This is a genomic window from Solilutibacter pythonis (genome assembly GCF_003697345.1).
In the GTDB taxonomy this organism is placed as follows: Bacteria; Pseudomonadota; Gammaproteobacteria; order Xanthomonadales; family Xanthomonadaceae; genus Solilutibacter; species Solilutibacter pythonis.
This window is the reverse complement of the sequence record NZ_RFLY01000013.1, coordinates 72,372-90,984: the sequence shown is the minus strand read 5'-3', so window position 1 is coordinate 90,984 and position 18,613 is coordinate 72,372. Positions and strand designations below refer to the sequence as shown.

The window sequence follows — 18,613 nt, the reverse complement described above, 5'->3', positions numbered from 1 at the left end:
GACTGTTCTGTGTGGCCAGGTTCAGTTTTCCGAGCAGTTCGGTATCGGATAGGATGGCTGCGCGTAGCTGGGCTTCCTGGTCGGGAGATATGCCAGGTTGTTGGCCGAATTGGACGAGGATGGCTTCGAGCTGCGGGTTTGCTTGTGTCTGCGTCATGATCGTCTCCCTTCAGTATGGGGCTAATAGCCCAATGCGCCGAACGCATGTGGGGTACGCCTTCCCGTTTGGGAATACTTTAAGCTCAGGGGTGATTCCAACATGCATGTTCCCTTTGCTGTAACTAACACCGGACAGCCGGCCGATCTTGTCATATCTGAAAATTTCAGAATACCCGAATGATAGTAGGGCCTTATGGTATCCCTCGAAGCTTAGGCCACATATTGGCAGCATGTCGGAAAATTGATTTATCTTATTGATAAACTCAAGATTTAATGAGTTTCTCATTTCCTCTTCGGGGTGCGGCCATAGGATAATGACGTAGCTCCAATCCCCAATTAGGGACTGGGTGTGGAAGAACCCTCTGTCAATTGGTCTTCTTTTTAGTGTCAACCCCATCACCTCCTGAACCCGCTCAAGGGTGATGTCACCCCGGGATTCCACGCCTTCGATGAACTTCAGGAAACGTCGCCCCACCTCTTCCGCGCTCAGTGTCGGGTTGGGGGGGATCTGGGCTTCCTGAGTGTTCATCGCGGGATTCTCCTGGGGCTTTGCGGGCGGGGGGGCGGCATGGTTGCCGGGCGGGCCGGCTGGCGGCCTTGCGTCGGGCAGGTGGCTCTGTGGTGGTGAAGCGCCGGTTTGTACGGCGCGGGTCGGCCCGGCGCAGGCGGCAAGCGCGGCGGCCGATAACAGCAAGAGTGCTGAGCGTGTCATCGTCATTCCCCTCCTTGACTTGCAAGCTAGCATGATCTAAAAGGCTGATGTCACCTCGGTGGGATCACGGCAATTGAGGTCGGTGCTGTGCGTGGGTGCTTGGCTGGGCTGGAACGCGGTGGGCAGTGGCGGGATAAGAAAAGCGCTGCTTGATTCGATGGTGGCCGGAATCGCCAGCACTAGCACCAGCGCAGTGCGACGCGACGATCTGCCCGGGCGTCTCGTGGCGGTGCGCCGCGCGGATAAAATGGCCCGATGAAACTCAATATTGCCGCCTACCACTTTGTCCCGATTGCCGACGTGCCCGCATTGGCGGCCCGCATGCGTACCGAATGCCAGGCGCGTGGATTGCGTGGCAGCGTGCTGGTGGCGGGCGAGGGCATCAATCTGTTCCTGGCTGGCGATGAAGACGCGGTGCGCGGGTTTCTGGACTGGCTGCGTGCCGACCCGCGTTTCTCGGGGATCGTGGCGAAGGAAAGCTGGAGCCGGCATGTGCCGTTCGCGCGGTTGAAGGTGAAGCGCAAGCGCGAGATCGTGTCGTTCGCCGGTCGTCCGGCCGGTATTGGCGAGGCGCGCGTGCCTTCGGTGGCGGCGAAGACGCTGGCACGCTGGATCGAGGCCGGTCACGACGATGCCGGCAAGCCATTGCTGCTGCTGGATACCCGAAACCGCGAGGAGATCGGCTATGGCACTTTCAGGGGCGCGCGCACGCTGCCGATCGATAATTTCAACGACCTGCCGGCCGCCGTCGAAGCGATCCGCGGGGAATTGCGCGATGCCACCGTGGTGAGCTTCTGCACGGGCGGCATTCGTTGCGAGAAGGCGGCACCGTGGATGCGTGATATCGGCCTGGAAAACGTATCGCAGTTGGAGGGCGGCATCCTGCGTTATTTCGAAGAGGTCGGTGGCATGGGTTACGAGGGTGGCTGTTTCGTGTTCGACGAGCGCATCGCCCTTGACCCGGAATTGCGCCCGCTGCGTGACGAGCCGGTCATCGCGCCGCCGGTGCGGCAGTGAACGAGTGGGCGCTGCTGCTGATCGGGGTGATCGTCGCCTGGATGGCGGTGAAGGTGATCGGCATGATGCTCAAGGTCACGCTATGGCTGCTGTTGGCGGGTATCGCCTATTTCTTCTTCGCCAGCGTGTTTGGCTGGCCGTTGCCGTAGCGGGGGCGGCTAGACCGCCATGCCCGCCGCGCGGCCCGACGCCCATGCCCACTGGAAGTTGTAGCCGCCCAGCCAGCCGCTGACGTCCACCACCTCACCGATGAAGTACAGTCCGGGGACGTGCTTGGACATCATCGTGGATGAAGACAGGCCGTCGGTATCCACGCCGCCGAGCGTGACCTCGGCGGTGCGGTAGCCCTCGGTGCCGCTGGCGGTCAGTGGCCAGTTTTCCAGCGTGTTCGCCACCGAATCGAGTTCGCGCGTGTCGAATTGCCGCATGGCCCGGTTGGGCAGCCAGTGTTCGGTTAGCCGTTGGGCGAAGCGTTTCGGCAACTGTTCGGCCAGCAGGGTCTGCAACTGCGCGTCGCGGCGTTCGCGTTGCCAGCGCGCGAGCAGATCGGGGATGTCGTGTGCCGGTAGCAGGTCGATGGCCAGCGTGTCGCCTTCGCGCCAGTACGAGCTGATCTGGAGGATCGCCGGGCCGCTGAGGCCGCGGTGGGTAATCAGCATCGCGTTCGTGAACGCGTATTTTCCACAGCGCGCTTCGACAGGGAAGGCGAGGCCGCTGAGGCCGGCCAGACGCTCCAGATGCGTGCCGGAGAGCGTGAGCGGCACCAGTCCGGCACGGATCGGCAACACGGCGTGACCGAACTGGCGGGCGATCTGGTAGCCAAGGCCGGTCGCGCCCATGCGCGGGATCGACAAGCCGCCACTCGCCACCACCAGCGAAGGCGCGCGAAACACGCCACGCGAACCACGAAGGACAAAGCCGTGGGCGTCTTGCTCCAGTGATTCCACATCGCAGCCGGTTTCGATTTGCACCCCGCCCCATTCGCATTCGTCCAACAGCATGCGCACGATCTGCCTGGAGGATTCGTCGCAAAACAATTGCCCCAGTTCCTTTTCGTGATAGCCGATGCCGTGGCGCTCGACCATCGCGATGAAATCCGCCGGCGTGCAGCGGGCCAGCGCCGATTTGCAGAAGTGCGGATTGGCCGACAGGTACTGGGCGGGCGAGGCGCCGGTGTTGGTGAAATTGCAGCGTCCGCCGCCGGACATCAGGATTTTTTTGCCGCAGCGTTCGGCGTGTTCGATCACCAGGGCGCGGCGGCCGCGTTGGCCGGCCGTCAGTGCGCACATCAGGCCGGCCGCACCGCCGCCGATGATGAGGACGTCATGGGAGAATCGCATCGTGTTCCCTGCGCGATCGACTCGCCGCCGCCGAGACAGGGCGATGCCCGCCACGGCCGGGGATGATCAGGTTATCGGGGCGTCCGCGATTTCGGCAGACCGCCCTTGCCGAAGCCGGCGCGCTTCTTGAAGCCGGGCTTGCCGGGTTTGCGTTCGCCATTGCCGAAGCCGGGCTTGCGCGGGCGCGCCTCGCCATCGCCAAAGCGCGGCTTGCGGGCGAAACGCGGTGGCTCGTCCTGTTGTTCGAGGTCGGCGGCCTCGGCGCGGCGCATGCGGATCGGCCGGCCGGCCACGCGCACGTTCTGCATGAATTGCAGCAGCTCTCGCGGCATGCCTTCGGGCAGGTCGACCAGGCTGTAATCGGTGCGGATGTCGACGCGGCCGATGTAGCGCGCTTCGAGCTCGGCCTCGTTGGCGATGGCGCCGACGATGTTGCCCGGCTTCACGCCGTGCGCGTAGCCGACGTCGATGCGGAAGGTTTCCATGCCCGCGTCGGGGCCGTCATGGGCGGGACGGGGCTGGCGCGGCGTACGTTCGCTTTCGCGGGCCTTGGGGGCGTAATCGTCGCCGCGCGCGGGGCGTTCGCGTTTTTCGCGCGGCGGCGGCGGTGGCGGGTCGTTGGGCAGGAATAGCGGGGTATCGCCTTGCAGCATCTGCGCCAGCGCGGCGGCGATTTCCGCCATCGGCACGTTCCGCTCGCGCTCGTAGGCTTCCAACAATTCGCGGAACAGCAGCGTATCCGGGCCGTCGAGCGCGCTGCTGATGCGGTCCTGGAAACGGCCGATGCGTTGCTGGTTGACGTCCTCGGCGCTGGGCAATTGCATTGGTTCGATCGGCTGCCGGGTGGCGCGTTCGATAGCGCGCAGCATGCCGCGCTCGCGCGGGGTCACGAACAGGATGGCCTCGCCCTTGCGCCCGGCGCGGCCGGTCCGGCCGATACGGTGGACGTAGCTCTCGGTGTCGTAGGGAATGTCGTAATTGAGCACATGGGTGATGCGCTCCACGTCCAGTCCGCGCGCGGCGACGTCGGTGGCGACCAGCACGTCGAGCTGGCCGTCCTTCAACCGCTGGATGGTGCGCTCGCGCGATTTCTGATCCATGTCGCCATTGATCGCGGCGGCCGCGATACCGCGCGCGGTGAGTTTTTCCGCCAGCTCCTCGGTGCCCAGTTTGGTGCGGGCGAACACGATCATGGCGTCGAACGGTTCGGCTTCGAGGATGCGGGTGATCGCATCCAACTTGTGCAGGCCGCTGACCAGCCAGTAGCGCTGGCGGATGTTCTCGCCGGTGGTGGTGGTGGCCTTGATCGCCACTTCCACGGGGTTGCGCAGATATGTCTGGGCGATGCGCTTGATCGGCGGCGGCATGGTGGCCGAGAACAGCGCGATCTGCCGCTGCGGCGGGGCTTTCTGCATGACCGCCTCGACATCGTCGACGAAGCCCATGCGCAGCATTTCGTCGGCTTCGTCGAGCACCAGGGCACGCAGTTTCGACAAATCCAGCGAGCCGCGTTCGAGGTGATCGATCACCCGGCCGGGCGTACCCACCACCACCTGCACGCCACGGCGCAGCGCCTGCAATTGCGGGGTATAGCTCTGGCCGCCGTAGATCGGCAGTACGTGGAAGCCGGGCAGGTGGCCGGCGTATTTCTGGAACGCCTCGGCCACCTGGATGGCCAGTTCGCGGGTCGGCGCCAGCACCAGCGCCTGCGGGGCGGCAAGTTTGGGCTCGATGCGGGCCAGGATCGGCAGGGCGAAGGCGGCGGTCTTGCCGGTGCCGGTCTGCGCCTGGCCCAACACGTCGCGGCCTTCGAGTAGCGGGGGAATGGTGGCGGCCTGGATCGGCGAGGGTGATTCGTAGCCGACGTCGGCCAAGGCTTTCAGGATCGGCGCGGGCAGGTCGAGTTCGGCGAAAGTCGGGATAGGGGATTCTTGTTCGGCGCTCATGGCGGGACTCCTGCGCATGGCGCAAATGATGGGACGGCCCATTCTACGCCTCTCCCCGCTGAATCCCGGGGGATCGTCCCCATATCCGGCGGATGGACATCCGATTCGACAACCGGCTTCCGCGCGCGTTGCCGCGCGACCCCGACGACGACGACCGCCCCCGCCAAGTCGAAGGGGCGGTCTGGTCGGCGGTGAGACCGACGCCGGTGGCGGCGCCGCGTGTCGTCGCGGTCTCGGCGGACATGCTGGCGACCTTGGGCCTGACGATGGCGGACGCGGCATCGCCCGAATTCGCGCAGGTCTTCGCCGGCAATGCGCTCCTGCCCGGCATGCGGCCGCATGCGACGAATTACGGTGGCCACCAGTTCGGCGGTTGGGCCGGGCAGTTGGGCGACGGCCGCGCGATCACGTTGGGCGAGGCCGTCGCGCCCGATGGCCGGCACTGGGAATGGCAGTTGAAGGGCGCCGGGCCGACGCCGTACTCGCGCCACGCCGATGGCCGCGCGGTGCTGCGTTCGTCGATCCGCGAATTCCTTTGCAGCGAGGCCATGCACCATCTCGGCATCCCCACCACCCGCGCCCTGTCGCTGGTGGCGACCGGCGAGCCGGTGCTGCGCGACATGTTCTACGACGGTCACCCGCGGCCCGAGCCGGGCGCGGTCGTCTGCCGAGTGGCACCTTCGTTCCTGCGCTTCGGGCATTTCGAGTTGCCGGCCTCGCGTGGCGATGTCGGCCTGTTGCGCCAGCTCGCCGATTTCTGCATCGAACGCGACTATCCCCATCTGGCCGGTTTGGCGGACGTGCCGCGTTACGCCGCGTGGTTCCACGGAATCGCCGAGCACACCGCTCGGCTGGTGGCCGAATGGATGCGCGTCGGTTTCGTTCATGGCGTGATGAATACCGACAACATGAGCGTGCTCGGCCTCACCATCGATTACGGTCCCTACGGCTGGATCGACGATTACGATCCCGATTTCACCCCCAACACCACCGATGCCCACGGCCGCCGTTACCGTTTCGGCTGGCAGCCGCGCATCGCGCTGTGGAATTTGCAGCAGTTGGCGGTCGCGCTGTCGCCCTTGCTGGCCGATGCCGCGCCATTGCATGCCGGGCTGAGCGCCTATGGCCAGGCCTTCGCCCGCATCGACGCCCTCAACATCGCCCGCAAACTGGGGTTGGCCGAGTGCGATCGGCCCGCGATGGCGCTGATGCGCGATTTGCAGGCGTGGATGCACAAGACCGAAGTGGACATGACGATCTTCTTCCGCGCCCTGGGCGATACCGAAGCCGGGGCGCTGACGCCCGCGCATTTCTCCGCCGCCTTCTACGACGAAGCCAAGCGTGACGCCTCTGCCGACGCGCTGACGGCGTGGCTTGTGCGCTATCGCCAGCGCGTTGCCGACGACCCGCTCGGCGCCGATGCGAGGCACGCCATCATGCGGCGGGCCAACCCCCGCTACATCCCGCGCAACTGGCTGACGCAGCGGGCGATCGAGCGCGCCGAGGGCGGCGACGAAAGCGGCATCGCCGAGTTGCTGGAGGTGATGCGGCACCCCTACGACGAACAGCCGGGGCGCGAGGCGTTGGCCGGCAAGCGCCCGGAGTGGGCGCGCCACAAGGCCGGCTGCTCGATGTTGTCGTGCTCGTCGTGATGGCGCGGGGCACGGCCGGTAGAATCCGCGCATGCCCTTGATTACCCTCAACGCCGTCGATTTCAGCATCGGCGGCCCGCTGCTGCTGGACAAGATCGATTTCGCCATCGAGCCGGGCGAGCGCATCGCCCTGATCGGGCGCAACGGCGCCGGTAAATCCACGTTGATGAAGCTGATCGCCGGCGAGCTGAAACCCGACGATGGCGACATCCGCGTCGAGTCCGGCCGCCGTATCGCCCGTCTGGAACAAGAAGTGCCGCGGGATGCGCTGGGCAGCGTGTTCGACGTGGTGGCGCGCGGCCTGGGCGATGTCGGCGCGTTGTTGGCGCGCTATCACCATCTGATCCACGAGGCCGAGGTGGATACCGGCGCGCTCGCCCGCGTGCAGGGCGAAATCGAGGCCGCGCAGGGCTGGTCGCTGGATCGTCGGGTCGAGGATGTATTGCAGCGGCTGGAGCTGGATGGCGATGCCGACTTCGCCCGGCTCTCCGGCGGTATGAAGCGGCGGGTGCTGCTGGCGCGCGCGCTGGTGGCCGAGCCGGATCTGCTGTTGCTGGACGAGCCGACCAACCATCTCGATATCGAGGCCATCGACTGGCTGGAGGGCTTTCTCAAGCAGTGGAGCGGCGCGCTGGTCTTCGTCACTCACGACCGCCGCTTTCTGCGGGCGCTCGCCACCCGCATCGTCGAGATCGACCGGGGCCGGCTTACCAGTTGGCCTGGCGATTGGGGCAACTATCTGCGCCGGCGCGAGGAACGCCTCAATGCCGAGGCGCAGGAAAACGCCCGCTTCGACAAATTCCTGGCGCAGGAGGAAGTATGGATACGGCAGGGCATCAAGGCCCGCCGCACCCGAGACGAAGGCCGCGTGCGCCGCCTGAAGACGATGCGCAGCGAGCGCGCCCAACGCCGCGAACAGCTCGGCAAGGTGCGGATGGAAGTGGCCGGGGCGCAGGCGTCGGGGAAAAAGGTGATCGAGGCGAAAGACCTCTCGTTCGCCCATGGCGCACGCACGCTGGTGCGCGATTTCGGCACGACGATCCTGCGCGGCGACCGCATCGGGCTGATCGGCCCGAACGGCAGCGGCAAGACCACGCTGCTCAAGCTGCTGCTGGGTGAGCTTGCACCGGCAGCGGGCGAAGTGCGCCAGGGCACGCAGTTGCGGATCGCCTATTTCGACCAGTACCGCGCCACGCTGCGCGAGGACTGGAACGCGATGGAGAACGTGGCCGAGGGCAGCGACAGCGTCGAGATCGGCGGGCGTCGCAAGCATGTGCTGGGGTATTTGCAGGATTTTCTGTTCACCCCCGAACGCGCCCGCGCGCCCATCACGCGGCTCTCGGGCGGCGAACGCAACCGTCTGCTGCTGGCCAAGCTGTTCGCGCAGCCCTCCAACCTGTTGGTGATGGACGAGCCGACCAACGATCTCGACGTGGAAACGCTGGAGTTGCTGGAAGAACTGCTGGCCGACTACGACGGCACGCTGCTCCTGGTCAGCCACGACCGGGATTTCCTCGACAACGTGGTCACTTCCACGCTGGTGATGGAGGGAGAGGGCCGCATCGGCGAATACGTCGGCGGCTATGACGATTGGCTGCGTCAACGGCCGCGGCCGCCATCGCCCGAAGCCAGGCCCGCGCGCGAAGCGGCGGCGAGGAATGAGGCCGCGGCGCCCATGCCGCCATTGGCGAAGAAGAAGTTGAGCTACAAGGACGCGCGCGAACTGGAAGCCCTGCCTGGCAGGATCGAGGCTTTGGAGGCGCGGATCGCCGAGCATGGCGAGCGGATGAACGACCCCGGCTATTTCCAGCGCGACGCGGCCAAGGTGCAGGCCGATAACGCGCTGCTTGCCGCCATGCAGGCGGAACTGGAAGCCGCCTACGAGCGTTGGCAGGCACTGGACGGCTGATATCCCGCCCGTGGCTCAGGGCGGCAGCGGCGCCACCATGCTTGCCAGCGACCAGAAGGCGACGCCCTGGCCGGCCCAGAAGGCGCTGCTCTCTTCGAGGATTTCGCACAGCCTGGTTTCGCAAGCCGGTGCGGCGGCTTGCAGGTTTTCAAGCCCATGCCAGAGCAGGAGCCGGGGCGTCGGCCGGCCCAGCCAGGACAGGTCGCGCAGCCCGTCCTCCAGCGCATCCCAATTGCGGCCCCAGTCTTCGGGAAAATCCAGTGCCGAATGGATATGGGCGAGCAGGGCGTCCTTGTCGGTAATCCCGTTGAGATCGATGTCGTGAGTGGCGATGCCTTCTTCACGGGCGATCGTCAGGAGCGCCGGTACGTCCGTCCGCATCACTCGGTACAGGCCGGCCTGGCGGGTATCGCGCAGGTCGAGCGCGGGCTGTTGGCCGTTCATCGCGGCACCTCGACGCGGCGGAAGCGTTCGTAATGGTCGTCGGTGTAGTACCAGGCGTCGGGCGGGTCGCCGCCGGTGACGATCCGCCGCGCGCCGCGGTGACTCAAGCCCGGTGTCTTCACGGTGTATTCGCGGTACCAGCCGCGGGGTTTGTCCGGCAGGCGGCGTTCGCGATTGCCGAACACGCTGCCATCCTGCCGGTACGGAAACGGCCCCCCGCGCTGGATCAGGGCGATGGTGTCGAGGGCTTCGCGCGGTAACGGCGTGGCCGGCAAGCCATCGGTGGGAGAAGGTACCGGCAGTGGCTCGGCCGGCGTGTCATGGGTAGCCGGCGCGGGCGCCGTTGAAGGACGCCAGGGCTGGCCAAGGAACAGCCATAGCCCGACGAACAGCAGGGTGATCGGCCAGAGGCGGATTTTCATCGGCAAGGCTCCGGGCCATCGGCGCGGGTGGGAGACGGAATCATGACGGATGTGGGGAAAGTCCGGGCCTGACAGGGCGGGGAATCAACGCGCATCGAATCCGGTCGCGGCATTCCGGCGCCATGGAAAACCGGGCGCGAGGCCCGGTTTCCGTGGCTTGCCGCAACGCGCTCAGGGCGTTGCCGGTTGGGTGGGCGCGCTCAGGCCCCGACGCTCCAGCAGCGGCTGGATGTCCGGGTTCTTGCCGCCCGTGAAGTCGCGGAACAGCACCATCGCGTCCTTGCTGCCGCCCTGCGAGAGCAGGCGCTCGCGCAGGCGGTCGCCATTGGCGCGGGTCAGCCCGCCGTTTTCGCGGATCCACTTCACGGTGTTGGCGTCCAGTACTTCCGACCAGATGTAAGCGTAGTAGCCGGCCGCGTAGCCGCCCATGATGTGGCTGAAGTACGGTGTGCGGTAACGGGGCGGCACCGCGGCATAGTCCAGGCCGACGTCCTTCAGCGCCTTGGCCTCGTAGGCCATCACGCCCGATGCCTGCGGCAACCGCTCGGCCGGCACCTGGTGCCAGCGCTGGTCGAGCAGGGCGGAGCCGAGGTATTCGGTGGTGCGGAAGCCTTCGTTGAACTTCGCGGCGGCTTCGACCTTCTTCAGCAGTTCAGCCGGCATCGGCGCGCCGGTCTGGTGGTGCTTGGCGTAATTGGCCAGGATCGAGGGCCAGTCGGCCCACATCTCGTTGACTTGCGAGGGGAATTCGACGAAATCGCGCGGCACGCTGGTGCCCGAGAAATACGGATACCGCACGTTCGAGAACATCCCGTGCAGGGCATGCCCGAATTCGTGGAACATCGTGTTCACTTCGTCCCAGGTCAGCAGGGTGGGTTGGCCCGCCGGCGGCTTAGTGATGTTCTGGTGGTTGGCCACCACCGGCTGGGTGCCTTCCAGCCGCGATTGCCGCACGTAGCTGTTCATCCAGGCACCGCCGCGCTTGGATTCGCGCGCATACGGGTCGAAGATGAAGATCGCCAGCTTCGACCCGTCGCGGTCGAAGACGTCGTAGGTCCAGGTATCCGGGTGGTACTTGGGCAGGTCGCCACGCTCCTTGAAGGAAATGCCGTAGAACTGGTTGGCGGCGAAGAACACGCCGTTTTCCAGCACGTTCTTCATCTCCAGGTAGGGCTTTAGCTGGGCTTCGTCGAAGTCGTACTTGGCCTTGCGTACTTTCTCGCTGTAGAAATCCCAGTCCCAGGGCGCCAGTTCGAAGCTCGGCTGGCCTTTGGCCTTCTGCTCGGCGTCGATCATCTTTTGCAGCTCGGCGCCCTCGCGGCGGGCATTTGCCACGGCCGCCGGGGCCAGCTGTGCCAGCATGCGGTTGACCGCTTCCTTGTTGGCGGCGGTCTGGTTGGCCAGCGAGAAGCTGGCGAAATCCGGATAACCCAGCATGGCGGCGCGTTCGGCGCGCAAGCGGGTCATCTCGGCGACGATACCGGTGTTGTCCCAGCGGTTGCCGCGGCTGCCGCGGTTGACCGACGCCTTGTGGATGCGTTCGCGCAGCGCGCGGTTTTCCAGCTGCGACAACGGCGGCTGGCCGGTGGTGTTGAGCAGAGTGATGACGTACTTGCCCGCCATGTTGCGCGATTTGGCGGCGGCCGCGGCGGCATCGATCTGTGCATCGGTCAGGCCGGCCAGTTCCTCGCGGGTCTCGACCACCACGGCGGAGTCGTTCACTTCGGCCAGTACGTTCTGGCTGAATTGGGTACCGAGCGCGGCCATGCGCGAGTTGATGGCCTTCATCCGCGTCTTCTGGGCGTCGTCGAGCGCCGCGCCGGCGCGCACGAAATCATCGTGGTAACGCTCGAGCAGTCGCAGGCTTTCGGCATCCAGCCCCAGCGTGGCGCGCTGGTCGTACAGCGCCTTGATGCGCGCGAAGAGCTTCGGGTTCAGGCGGATGGCGTCGCCGTGGGCGGAGAACTTCGGCGCGTAGTCGGATTGCAGTTTCTTGCGGGCGTCGTTGGTGTCGGTGCCGTTGAGGTTGAAGAACACGGCGGTGGCGCGGTCGAGGGTTTTCCCGGATTTCTCCATCGCCACGATGGTGTTCTCGAAGGTCGGAGGTTGCGGGTTGTCGGCGATGGCCTCGACTTCCTTCAGTTGCTCGGCCATGCCCTGGTCGAAGGCGGGCGCAAAATCGCTGTCCTTGATCTTGTCGAAATGCGGATAACGCAGTTCGAGGCTGCTTTCGGCGAAGAACGGGTTGGTGGTCTGGGGGGACATGGCGCTGCTCGTCGCGGGGGCGGGTGACTGCTGGCCGGCCGGCGCACTCGCGCAAGCCGCGAGTGTGGTGGCGATGGCGAGCGAAAGGGCGCCCGCGAGCGGGCGGCGGGGAATTCGTGATGTCATCGACTGACCTCTGTTCATCGTTGGAACCGGGCAGGGTACTGCATTGGCGAAGCCGAAGGCATGGGCGAAAAGTCAGGCCGGAGCTGAACGCAGCTTGCGCGCTTCACGTCGCGGAGACCCGGCGCTGGCGATGCTGCCCGCTCTTCACACGAGAGAGGATTTCCGATGGCCGACATCACCAGCGTCATGACTTCAAGCCCCGTGAGCTGCCAGCCTGGAACCGCCTTGCGGGAGGTCGCACGGATGATGGTCGACAACGATTGCGGGATGATCCCGGTGGTGGACGAGGGCGGCAAACCGATCGGCGCGGTGACTGATCGGGATATCGTCACCCGTGTCGTCGCCGGTGGCGGGGACGCCAGCAGCGCCACCGCCGGGCAGGCCATGACTTCGCCGGTCAGGACGATCGACACCGCCACTTCGCTCAGGGATGCCACCTGCGTGATGGAGGCGGAGAAGATTCGCCGGGTGATCGTGGTGGATGGCGAGGGCCGGCTGGCCGGCATCGCCGCCCTGGCTGACCTGGCGCGCGCCGGCAAGGACGAAGCCACCGCGCAGGTGGTGAAGGAAGTCTCGGAACCAGGCAAGCGCTAATCCGGCATATTTGTCGCGGCGGGGACGCATCCGCCGCGGCGGCGGTTCATTTCTCGACGAACGCGCGTTCGAACACGTATTCGCCCGGCGTGCCGATACGCGGCGCGGCGTTGAAGCCGCGACCATCGAGCAGGGCACGGAAATCCGCCAGCATCGCGGGGCTGCCGCAGACCATCGCGCGGTCGTGCGCCGCGTCCAGCGGATCGAGGCCGAGGAAGCGCGCGGTGCGGCCATCGGCCAGCATCTCGGTGATGCGGCCCCGGTGATCGTGGCCGCGGTACTCGAACGCTTCGCGCGAGACGGCCGGGAAATACAGCAGTTTGTCGCGGACGATATCGCCGAGGAATTCGTGGTTCGGCAATTCGTGCTCGAAGAACTCGCGGTAGGCCAGGTCTTCCACGCTGCGTACGCCGTGGCAGACGATGACTTTCTCGAAGCGTTCGTAGGTTTCCGGGTCCTGCGCCACCGACAGCCACGGCGCCAGGCCGGTGCCGGTGCCCAGCAGATACAGGTTGCGGCCCGGATGCAGGTCGGAGATCAACAGGGTGCCGGTGGGCTTGCGGCTGACCAGCAGCTTGTCGCCCGGCTTCAGGTGCTGGAGGCGTGAGGTCAATGGGCCATCCTGCACCTTGATGCTGAAGAAGTGCAGGGTTTCGGCCCAGTTGGCGCTGGCCACCGAATACGCCCGGACCAGCGGCTTGACACGGCCGTCGGCGGTTTCCACTTCCAGCCCGATCATCACGAACTGGCCGTTTTCGAAGCGCAGGCCGGGGTCGCGGGTGGTGGTGAAGCTGAAGTAGGCATCCGTCCAGTGATGCACTTCGAGGACGGTCTCGGTGATGTATGGGGATTCGGACATGGGCGAACTGTTGAGAATGGTTCGCATATTCTAGCGACTGCGCGCGAGGGGGTTTGATTCACGGCAAACCCGCGCCCGCGCGAGGCGCTTCAAAGCGTGCGGATGTAGAGCACCTGGGTTGAATCTTCCGGGTCGGGCACGCAGTCGAAACCATGCGCGGGTGCGAACTCGTGCATGTAACGGTTGTCCGTGCTGTCCACCGAGACCATCCGCTTCAGGCCGCGCGCGCGGGCGGCTTCGGTCAGCCGGCCAAGCAGTACTTGCTTGAGATTGCTCGGGCGCCATTCGTCCAGCACCACCAGGGCGATTTCGCAGGAGTCCGGGGCGTTGCCGACCGAGTAGCGCGAGACGCCGACGATGCGACCGGCCCCGGTTTCGTCGCGGGCGATGGCGACGAAGGCTTCGTCGTCGACATGGTCGATGTCGGTCAGCCGCTTCAGTAGTTCCTCGCTGGGTTCGTTAATCTGTTCGAGAAAGCGATAACGGCGCATTCGTGGCGACAGCGCCATGATGAAATCGCGCTTGGCGGCATGGTCTTGCGGGCCGATGCGGCGGATCTCGACTTCACGGCCGTCGTCGAGGCGGGTCGGCTGATTCACGGCATTCATGCGGATTCTCCCGGCGGGTGGCGGTCATTTTCTGTATCCGGCATGGCGGGGCATTGACTATTCTCAAATTCCGGCGGGTGGCCGTGGGGCGAGCGCGGCCCCCCGCCGATGAGTGTCCGCCGCGCCGCAAAGACGGGCCGGAGGCCGCCGCCATCCGGGGTGGTCATGGGCGTTCTAGCCCTTGTCGCGCACGTAGACCATGTTGGCGCGGCCATCGGCGCCTTTGCGTGGGTCGAGTTGGTAGCGCGGATGCGCGACGATCAGGTCCTTGAGTTTGCCGAAGCCATAGCTGCGGGTGTCGAAATCCGAGGCCAGCCGCGACAGGTTGCTGCCGACCGCGCTCAGCGACGCCCAGCCATCGTCGTCGGCGGCGGCATCGACGGCCTCGCGCAGCAGGGCGTCGAGCCTGGCGTCGCGCTTGAGCTTGCGCGGGTTGGCGGGGCCGCTCTCGACGGTTTCCTCGATGCCCAGGTTCTCGACGTAGGTGAATTTGTCGCAGGCGGCGACGAAAGCCTGCGGTGTCTTGCGCTCGCCGAAGCCGTGAACGATCAGGCCCTGCTCGCGGATGCGCGCGGCCAGCCGGGTGAAGTCGCTGTCGCTGGAGGCGATGCAGAAGCCGTCGAGGTGATCGGCGTAGAGCAGGTCCATCGCGTCGATGATCAATGCGCTGTCGGTGGCGTTTTTGCCGGTGGTGTAATTGAACTGTTGGATCGGTTGCACGGAATGATCGAGTAGGGATTTCTTCCACCCGGCGAGATGCTGGGAAGTCCAGTTGCCGTAGGCGCGGCGCACGATTGCCTGGCCGGACTTGGCGATCTCCTGCAACAGCAGGGGCAGGCGTTCGGCCTGGGCGTTGTCGGCATCGATCAGCAGGGCGAAGCGGGTGACGCGGGCGGGTGCGGCCATGTCGGTATCCATCGGCGGAGGCGGCTCAACGATACCCCGCCGCTTGCAGCTCGAACAGTTCGGCGTAGCGCCCGCCTTGCGCCATCAATTCGGCGTGGTTGCCGCTGGCCTCGACCTTGCCATCGGCCAGCACCAGGATGCGTTCGGCCATGCGCACGCTGGAAAAACGGTGCGAGATCAGCACGGCGGTCTTGCCTTCGGACAACTCCTTGAAGCGCTCGAACACCTCGTATTCGGCGCGCGCATCGAGCGCGGCGGTGGGTTCGTCCAGGATCATCACCTGGGCGTCGCGCATATAGGCGCGGGCGATGGCGATCTTTTGCCATTGGCCGCCGGAAAGATCGACACCCTCCTTGAAGCGCCGGCCGATGATCTGCTCGTAGCCTTTCGGGAGACTGGCGACCATCGCGTCGGCCATGCCACGCCGGGCGGACCGTTCGATCCGCGCGCGGTCGTCCATCGCCTCGATCCAGCCGACGCCGATATTCTCCGCGGCACTCAGGTGGTAGCGCACGAAATCCTGGAAGATCACGCCAATGTTGGCGCGCAGCGCGTCGATGTCGTAATCGCGCAGGTCACGGCCATCGAGCAGGATGCGACCTTCGTCCGGGTCGTAGAGCCGGGCCAGGAGTTTCACCAGCGTGGTCTTGCCCGCGCCGTTCTCACCGACCAGCGCCAGCACTTCGCCCGCGCGCAGTTCGAAGGAAAGATGACGCAACGCCCAGCGTTCGCCCCCCGCGTAGCGGAAGCCGACGTCCTCGAACACGAAGCCCTGGCGGATCGGCTGCGGCAATGGCAGGGCATCCGGTTTCGAGACGATCTCGGGCCGGATGTCGAAGAAGGCATACAGGTCGTCGAGATACAACGCTTGCCCGGTCACTTGCGAAAAGCCGGTCAGCAGGCTTTCCAGCAATTGGCGCAGGCGGCGGAAGCTGGCGGCGAGGAAGGTCAGGTCGCCAATGGTGAAGTCGCCACGCACCGTGCGCCAAGCGATGTAGGCGTAGGCGATGTAATAGCCCAGCGTGCCGAGCGCGGCCAGCAGCGTGCCCCAGAGCGCGCGCTGGCCGGCCAGTTGGCGGTTGGCGGCGTGGAACTGGTCGGACAGCCGGCGAAAGCGTTCGATAAAGAAGCGGTTGAGGCCGAATATCTTGACTTCCTTGGCCGTCTCCACGCTCGCGCCCATTTGGCGGATGTATTCCAGTTGCCGTCGCTCCGGCGTCCACTGGAAATTGAGCGAATAGTTGAGCGCGTTGAAATGCGATTCGCCGATGAAGGCCGGGACCAGCGCCACCACCAGCAGCGCGATCAGCCACGGTGCGTACACCAGCAGGCCGGCGGCGAAGCTCGCCACGGTGATCGCATCCTGCGCCTGGCCGAACAACTGGCTCATCAGGTTCATCCGGCTCATCGTCTGGCGGCGCGCGCGGTCGAGCTTGTCCTGCAATTCGGCGTCCTCGAAATCTTCCAGGTCGAGGGTGGCTGCATGTTCCATCAAGCGGATGCTGGTGGCATTGGTGAAGCGCTCGGAGAGCAGGGTGTCGACGTAGCTGGTGAGCCGGCCGAGCAGGTCGGAGAGGATGGCGAGCGCGAATTCGGTGGCCAGTAGCCACAGAATGTGGGCGAGTTAGCCGGTCTGCCACGCGGCCTGGAGTTGCGTGGGGACATCGAGTGCGACCAGCCGCACCGTCTCGTCGATGATGAGCTTGCCCAGGTAGAGCATGGCGATGGGCAGCAGGGCGCGCACCAGCCGGATGCCCAGGCTGGCCAGCGTCATGGTTTTGCTGGTCGCCCATATCCCGCGCAGGAACGGCGGGATATTGCGCATCGCGCCGAAGCGCTGGCGGAAGTTCAGTTGCGAGGGCGAGGCGGGCGGCATCGGGCCAGTATGCGGGGGCGGGTGTCGTCGTCGTGTGCCTTCTCGGCGCGGGGCGGGGCGGGCCTCAGCTTTCCAGGTAACTGCGTTCCAACAGGGGTTTGGCTTTTTCGAGATCGGCCGGGGTGCGCAGGGTCAATTCCAGCTCGCCGGTGCCCCAGTGGCCGATCTGGCGCACGTCGCGGCTGAAGCCTTCTTCCAACCGGGTGCTGTCGGGATCGATCTTCAGCATGACCAGCATGCGGTTGGGATAGAGCACCACGCAGGCGAAGTTCTTGAGGCGGCGGAAGGCGGTATAGAGTTTCAGCCGCCGTTCCTGCACGTCGTCGCCCAGCGCGAGCAGCCACGAGGCCAGCGATTCGTACACTTCGCGGGTCTGCGCATCGGCCAAGGCGAGTTGTTCGGCGAAGGTTCTGTCCTTGCCCTGGGCCTTCGACCTGGCGGTGCCCGCATCGCCCGTGGCGGTTCCGGTGGCGTCGTCCACGCTCACCGAGTTGACCAGTTCCAGCAACAGCAGGTCGTCGGCGAACAGTTTGTAGCGCAGCAATTCGATGTTGCGGGCGATCTGCTGCACGGCGTGTTGGTCGTAGCGGGTGAAGTCGGCGGCGATGCAAATCAGGCGGGTGCCGGCCCAGTCGATGTCCTCGGCGACGCTCTTGCCCAACCGCTCCATCGCCAGCCAACGGAATTCGGCCTGATGGTCGAGCAGCCAGTCCAGATAGAACAGCCCCTGGTTGATCACGTTTTCGGTGCTGTGGCGCTTGTATTCGACGATTACCGGGCAGTCGTTCTCATCCAGCCCCAGAGAATCGATCCGGCCTTTGTGGGTCTTGCCGGTGGCGTATTCGCTGGCGAGAAAGCGCACGCCCAGCAAGGTGCACATGTGGGTTTCGATCAGCGATTGCAGATGCTTTTCGAGCTTTGCCGGCCGCGCGGGTAGTTCCGCCACGGTGTCTCGATGCAGGCGGAAGAGCTGTAGGTCGCTCATGCGGGTTTCCATTCGTCGGTGGCCTGGCGATCCGAGACCGCCAGGCCAAGTGTGCGAGGGGTTCAATCGTCGTCGTTTTTTGCTTGCAGCGCGACTGGTAGGTTCCAGCCGAAACGCAGCGCCGCGATGCGTAAGGTAAAGGCGATGACGGCGCCGACGATGGTGGTGAGGGCCGGCGGCAGGCCGAGCGCGGCGCCCAGTGCCACTACGCCGCCGCCAGCGAACGCGGCCACGGCGTACAACTCGGCGCGCAGCACCAGCGGCACTTGTGCCAGTAGCACGTCGCGGACGATGCCGCCGCCGACGCCGGTCAGCACGCCGAGAAGCGGCGCCATCAGCGGCGAGATGCCGGCCTCCAGCGCCTTGGCGGTGCCGGCCACGGCGAATACCGCCAGCCCCATCGCATCCAGCACGCGTACCGGCTGCTGGGCGCGTTCGATCGCCTGGCTCCAGAAGAAGCCGGCCAGCCCCGCGCCAATCCAGATGGCGGGATAGTGCCAACTGCTGAGCGCGGCCGGCGGCACCGCGCCGATCAGCACGTCGCGGGCGATGCCGCCGGCGCTGGCGGTGGCGAAAGCCAGTACCAGCACGCCGAACAGGTCGAGGCGATGGCGCACGGCGAGCGTCGCGCCCGAAAGCGCGAAAACGAAGGTGCCGATCAGGTCGAGACAGGTCATCAGGCTGTGCATCGCGGCATTGTCGGCGATAACTGAACGACGCGATCGGACGGGGCGATCGCGGGCATCGAAACATCCGCTCGGATGCCGCCAGGGCAGCCGTTAAAATGGCCGGT

The 18,613-nt window shown here is 65.8% G+C and carries 16 protein-coding genes and 1 pseudogene; 5 read left to right on the top strand and 12 right to left on the bottom strand.

Annotated elements, in window-relative coordinates:
- Positions 1–169: 169 nt before the first annotated feature.
- The gene (locus EBB59_RS09715; RefSeq protein ID WP_122101960.1) at positions 170–688 is read right to left on the bottom strand and encodes a hypothetical protein; all 519 of its coding nucleotides are present in this window, start codon (positions 686–688) and stop codon (positions 170–172) included.
- A 438-nt stretch (positions 689–1,126) separates the two neighbouring features.
- On the opposite strand from EBB59_RS09715, the gene EBB59_RS09710 reads away from it, so the two are divergent.
- Together EBB59_RS09710 and EBB59_RS13845 are read left to right on the top strand one after the other, a co-directional pair.
- Positions 1,127–1,888, top strand: coding sequence for a sulfurtransferase (locus EBB59_RS09710; RefSeq protein WP_122101959.1), 762 nt, complete (start codon positions 1,127–1,129; stop codon positions 1,886–1,888).
- Positions 1,885–2,037, top strand: coding sequence for a hypothetical protein (locus EBB59_RS13845; RefSeq protein WP_158601771.1), 153 nt, complete (start codon positions 1,885–1,887; stop codon positions 2,035–2,037). The genes EBB59_RS09710 and EBB59_RS13845 overlap by 4 nt, the downstream gene beginning before the upstream one ends.
- A gap of 9 nt (positions 2,038–2,046) precedes the next feature.
- On the opposite strand, the gene EBB59_RS09705 is transcribed toward EBB59_RS13845, so the two are convergent.
- Positions 2,047–3,228, bottom strand: coding sequence for a BaiN/RdsA family NAD(P)/FAD-dependent oxidoreductase (locus EBB59_RS09705; protein WP_122101958.1), 1,182 nt, complete (start codon positions 3,226–3,228; stop codon positions 2,047–2,049).
- Between the two features lie 71 nt (positions 3,229–3,299).
- Positions 3,300–5,174, bottom strand: a complete 1,875-nt coding sequence (locus EBB59_RS09700; protein WP_122101957.1) for a DEAD/DEAH box helicase — start codon at positions 5,172–5,174, stop codon at positions 3,300–3,302.
- Positions 5,175–5,266: 92 nt separating this feature from the next.
- Between EBB59_RS09700 and EBB59_RS09695 the strand changes: the two genes are divergently transcribed.
- Together EBB59_RS09695 and EBB59_RS09690 are read left to right on the top strand one after the other, a co-directional pair.
- A complete protein-coding gene (locus EBB59_RS09695) occupies positions 5,267–6,826 on the top strand; it encodes a protein adenylyltransferase SelO (RefSeq protein ID WP_122101956.1) in 1,560 nt (519 codons plus the stop codon).
- A 31-nt stretch (positions 6,827–6,857) separates the two neighbouring features.
- Positions 6,858–8,735: an ATP-binding cassette domain-containing protein gene (locus EBB59_RS09690; RefSeq protein WP_122101955.1), complete on the top strand. Its 1,878-nt coding sequence runs from the start codon at positions 6,858–6,860 to the stop codon at positions 8,733–8,735.
- A 15-nt stretch (positions 8,736–8,750) separates the two neighbouring features.
- Here the strand turns inward: EBB59_RS09690 and EBB59_RS09685 are convergent, their stop codons facing one another.
- The 3 genes from EBB59_RS09685 to EBB59_RS09675 form a co-directional block, all read right to left on the bottom strand.
- Complete coding sequence (locus tag EBB59_RS09685) at positions 8,751–9,179, bottom strand: barstar family protein (RefSeq protein WP_122101954.1); 429 nt, start codon at positions 9,177–9,179, stop codon at positions 8,751–8,753.
- Positions 9,176–9,601: a guanyl-specific ribonuclease gene (locus tag EBB59_RS09680; RefSeq protein WP_122101953.1), complete on the bottom strand. Its 426-nt coding sequence runs from the start codon at positions 9,599–9,601 to the stop codon at positions 9,176–9,178. Before EBB59_RS09680 ends, EBB59_RS09685 begins: the two co-directional genes overlap by 4 nt.
- Before the next feature lie 171 nt (positions 9,602–9,772).
- Positions 9,773–11,992 (bottom strand): M3 family metallopeptidase, encoded by a 2,220-nt coding sequence (locus EBB59_RS09675; protein WP_122101952.1) that lies wholly within the window; start codon positions 11,990–11,992, stop codon positions 9,773–9,775.
- Positions 11,993–12,157: 165 nt separating this feature from the next.
- Between EBB59_RS09675 and EBB59_RS09670 the strand changes: the two genes are divergently transcribed.
- Positions 12,158–12,586 carry a CBS domain-containing protein gene (locus tag EBB59_RS09670; protein ID WP_122101951.1) on the top strand — a complete coding sequence of 143 codons (429 nt, stop codon included), beginning with the start codon at positions 12,158–12,160 and terminating at the stop codon, positions 12,584–12,586.
- A gap of 46 nt (positions 12,587–12,632) precedes the next feature.
- Here EBB59_RS09670 and EBB59_RS09665 read toward each other — a convergent pair whose 3' ends face one another.
- The 6 genes and pseudogenes from EBB59_RS09665 to EBB59_RS09640 all read right to left on the bottom strand — a co-directional run bounded on the left by EBB59_RS09665 (position 12,633) and on the right by EBB59_RS09640 (position 18,509).
- Positions 12,633–13,445, bottom strand: a complete 813-nt coding sequence (locus EBB59_RS09665; RefSeq protein WP_122101969.1) for a ferredoxin--NADP reductase — start codon at positions 13,443–13,445, stop codon at positions 12,633–12,635.
- An 89-nt stretch (positions 13,446–13,534) separates the two neighbouring features.
- Positions 13,535–14,053 (bottom strand): GNAT family N-acetyltransferase, encoded by a 519-nt coding sequence (locus tag EBB59_RS09660; protein ID WP_122101950.1) that lies wholly within the window; start codon positions 14,051–14,053, stop codon positions 13,535–13,537.
- A gap of 174 nt (positions 14,054–14,227) precedes the next feature.
- Positions 14,228–14,959 (bottom strand): NYN domain-containing protein, encoded by a 732-nt coding sequence (locus EBB59_RS09655; protein WP_122101968.1) that lies wholly within the window; start codon positions 14,957–14,959, stop codon positions 14,228–14,230.
- 25 nt (positions 14,960–14,984) lie between these two features.
- A pseudogene (locus EBB59_RS09650) lies at positions 14,985–16,835 on the bottom strand (ABC transporter ATP-binding protein).
- A 64-nt stretch (positions 16,836–16,899) separates the two neighbouring features.
- Entirely contained in the window at positions 16,900–17,820 is a 921-nt protein-coding gene (locus tag EBB59_RS09645) for a DUF5655 domain-containing protein (protein ID WP_122101967.1), read from the bottom strand.
- A gap of 62 nt (positions 17,821–17,882) precedes the next feature.
- On the bottom strand, positions 17,883–18,509 hold the full coding sequence (locus EBB59_RS09640) for a trimeric intracellular cation channel family protein (RefSeq protein ID WP_122101949.1): 627 nt from the start codon (positions 18,507–18,509) through the stop codon (positions 17,883–17,885).
- Between the last annotated feature and the right edge of the window lie 104 nt (positions 18,510–18,613).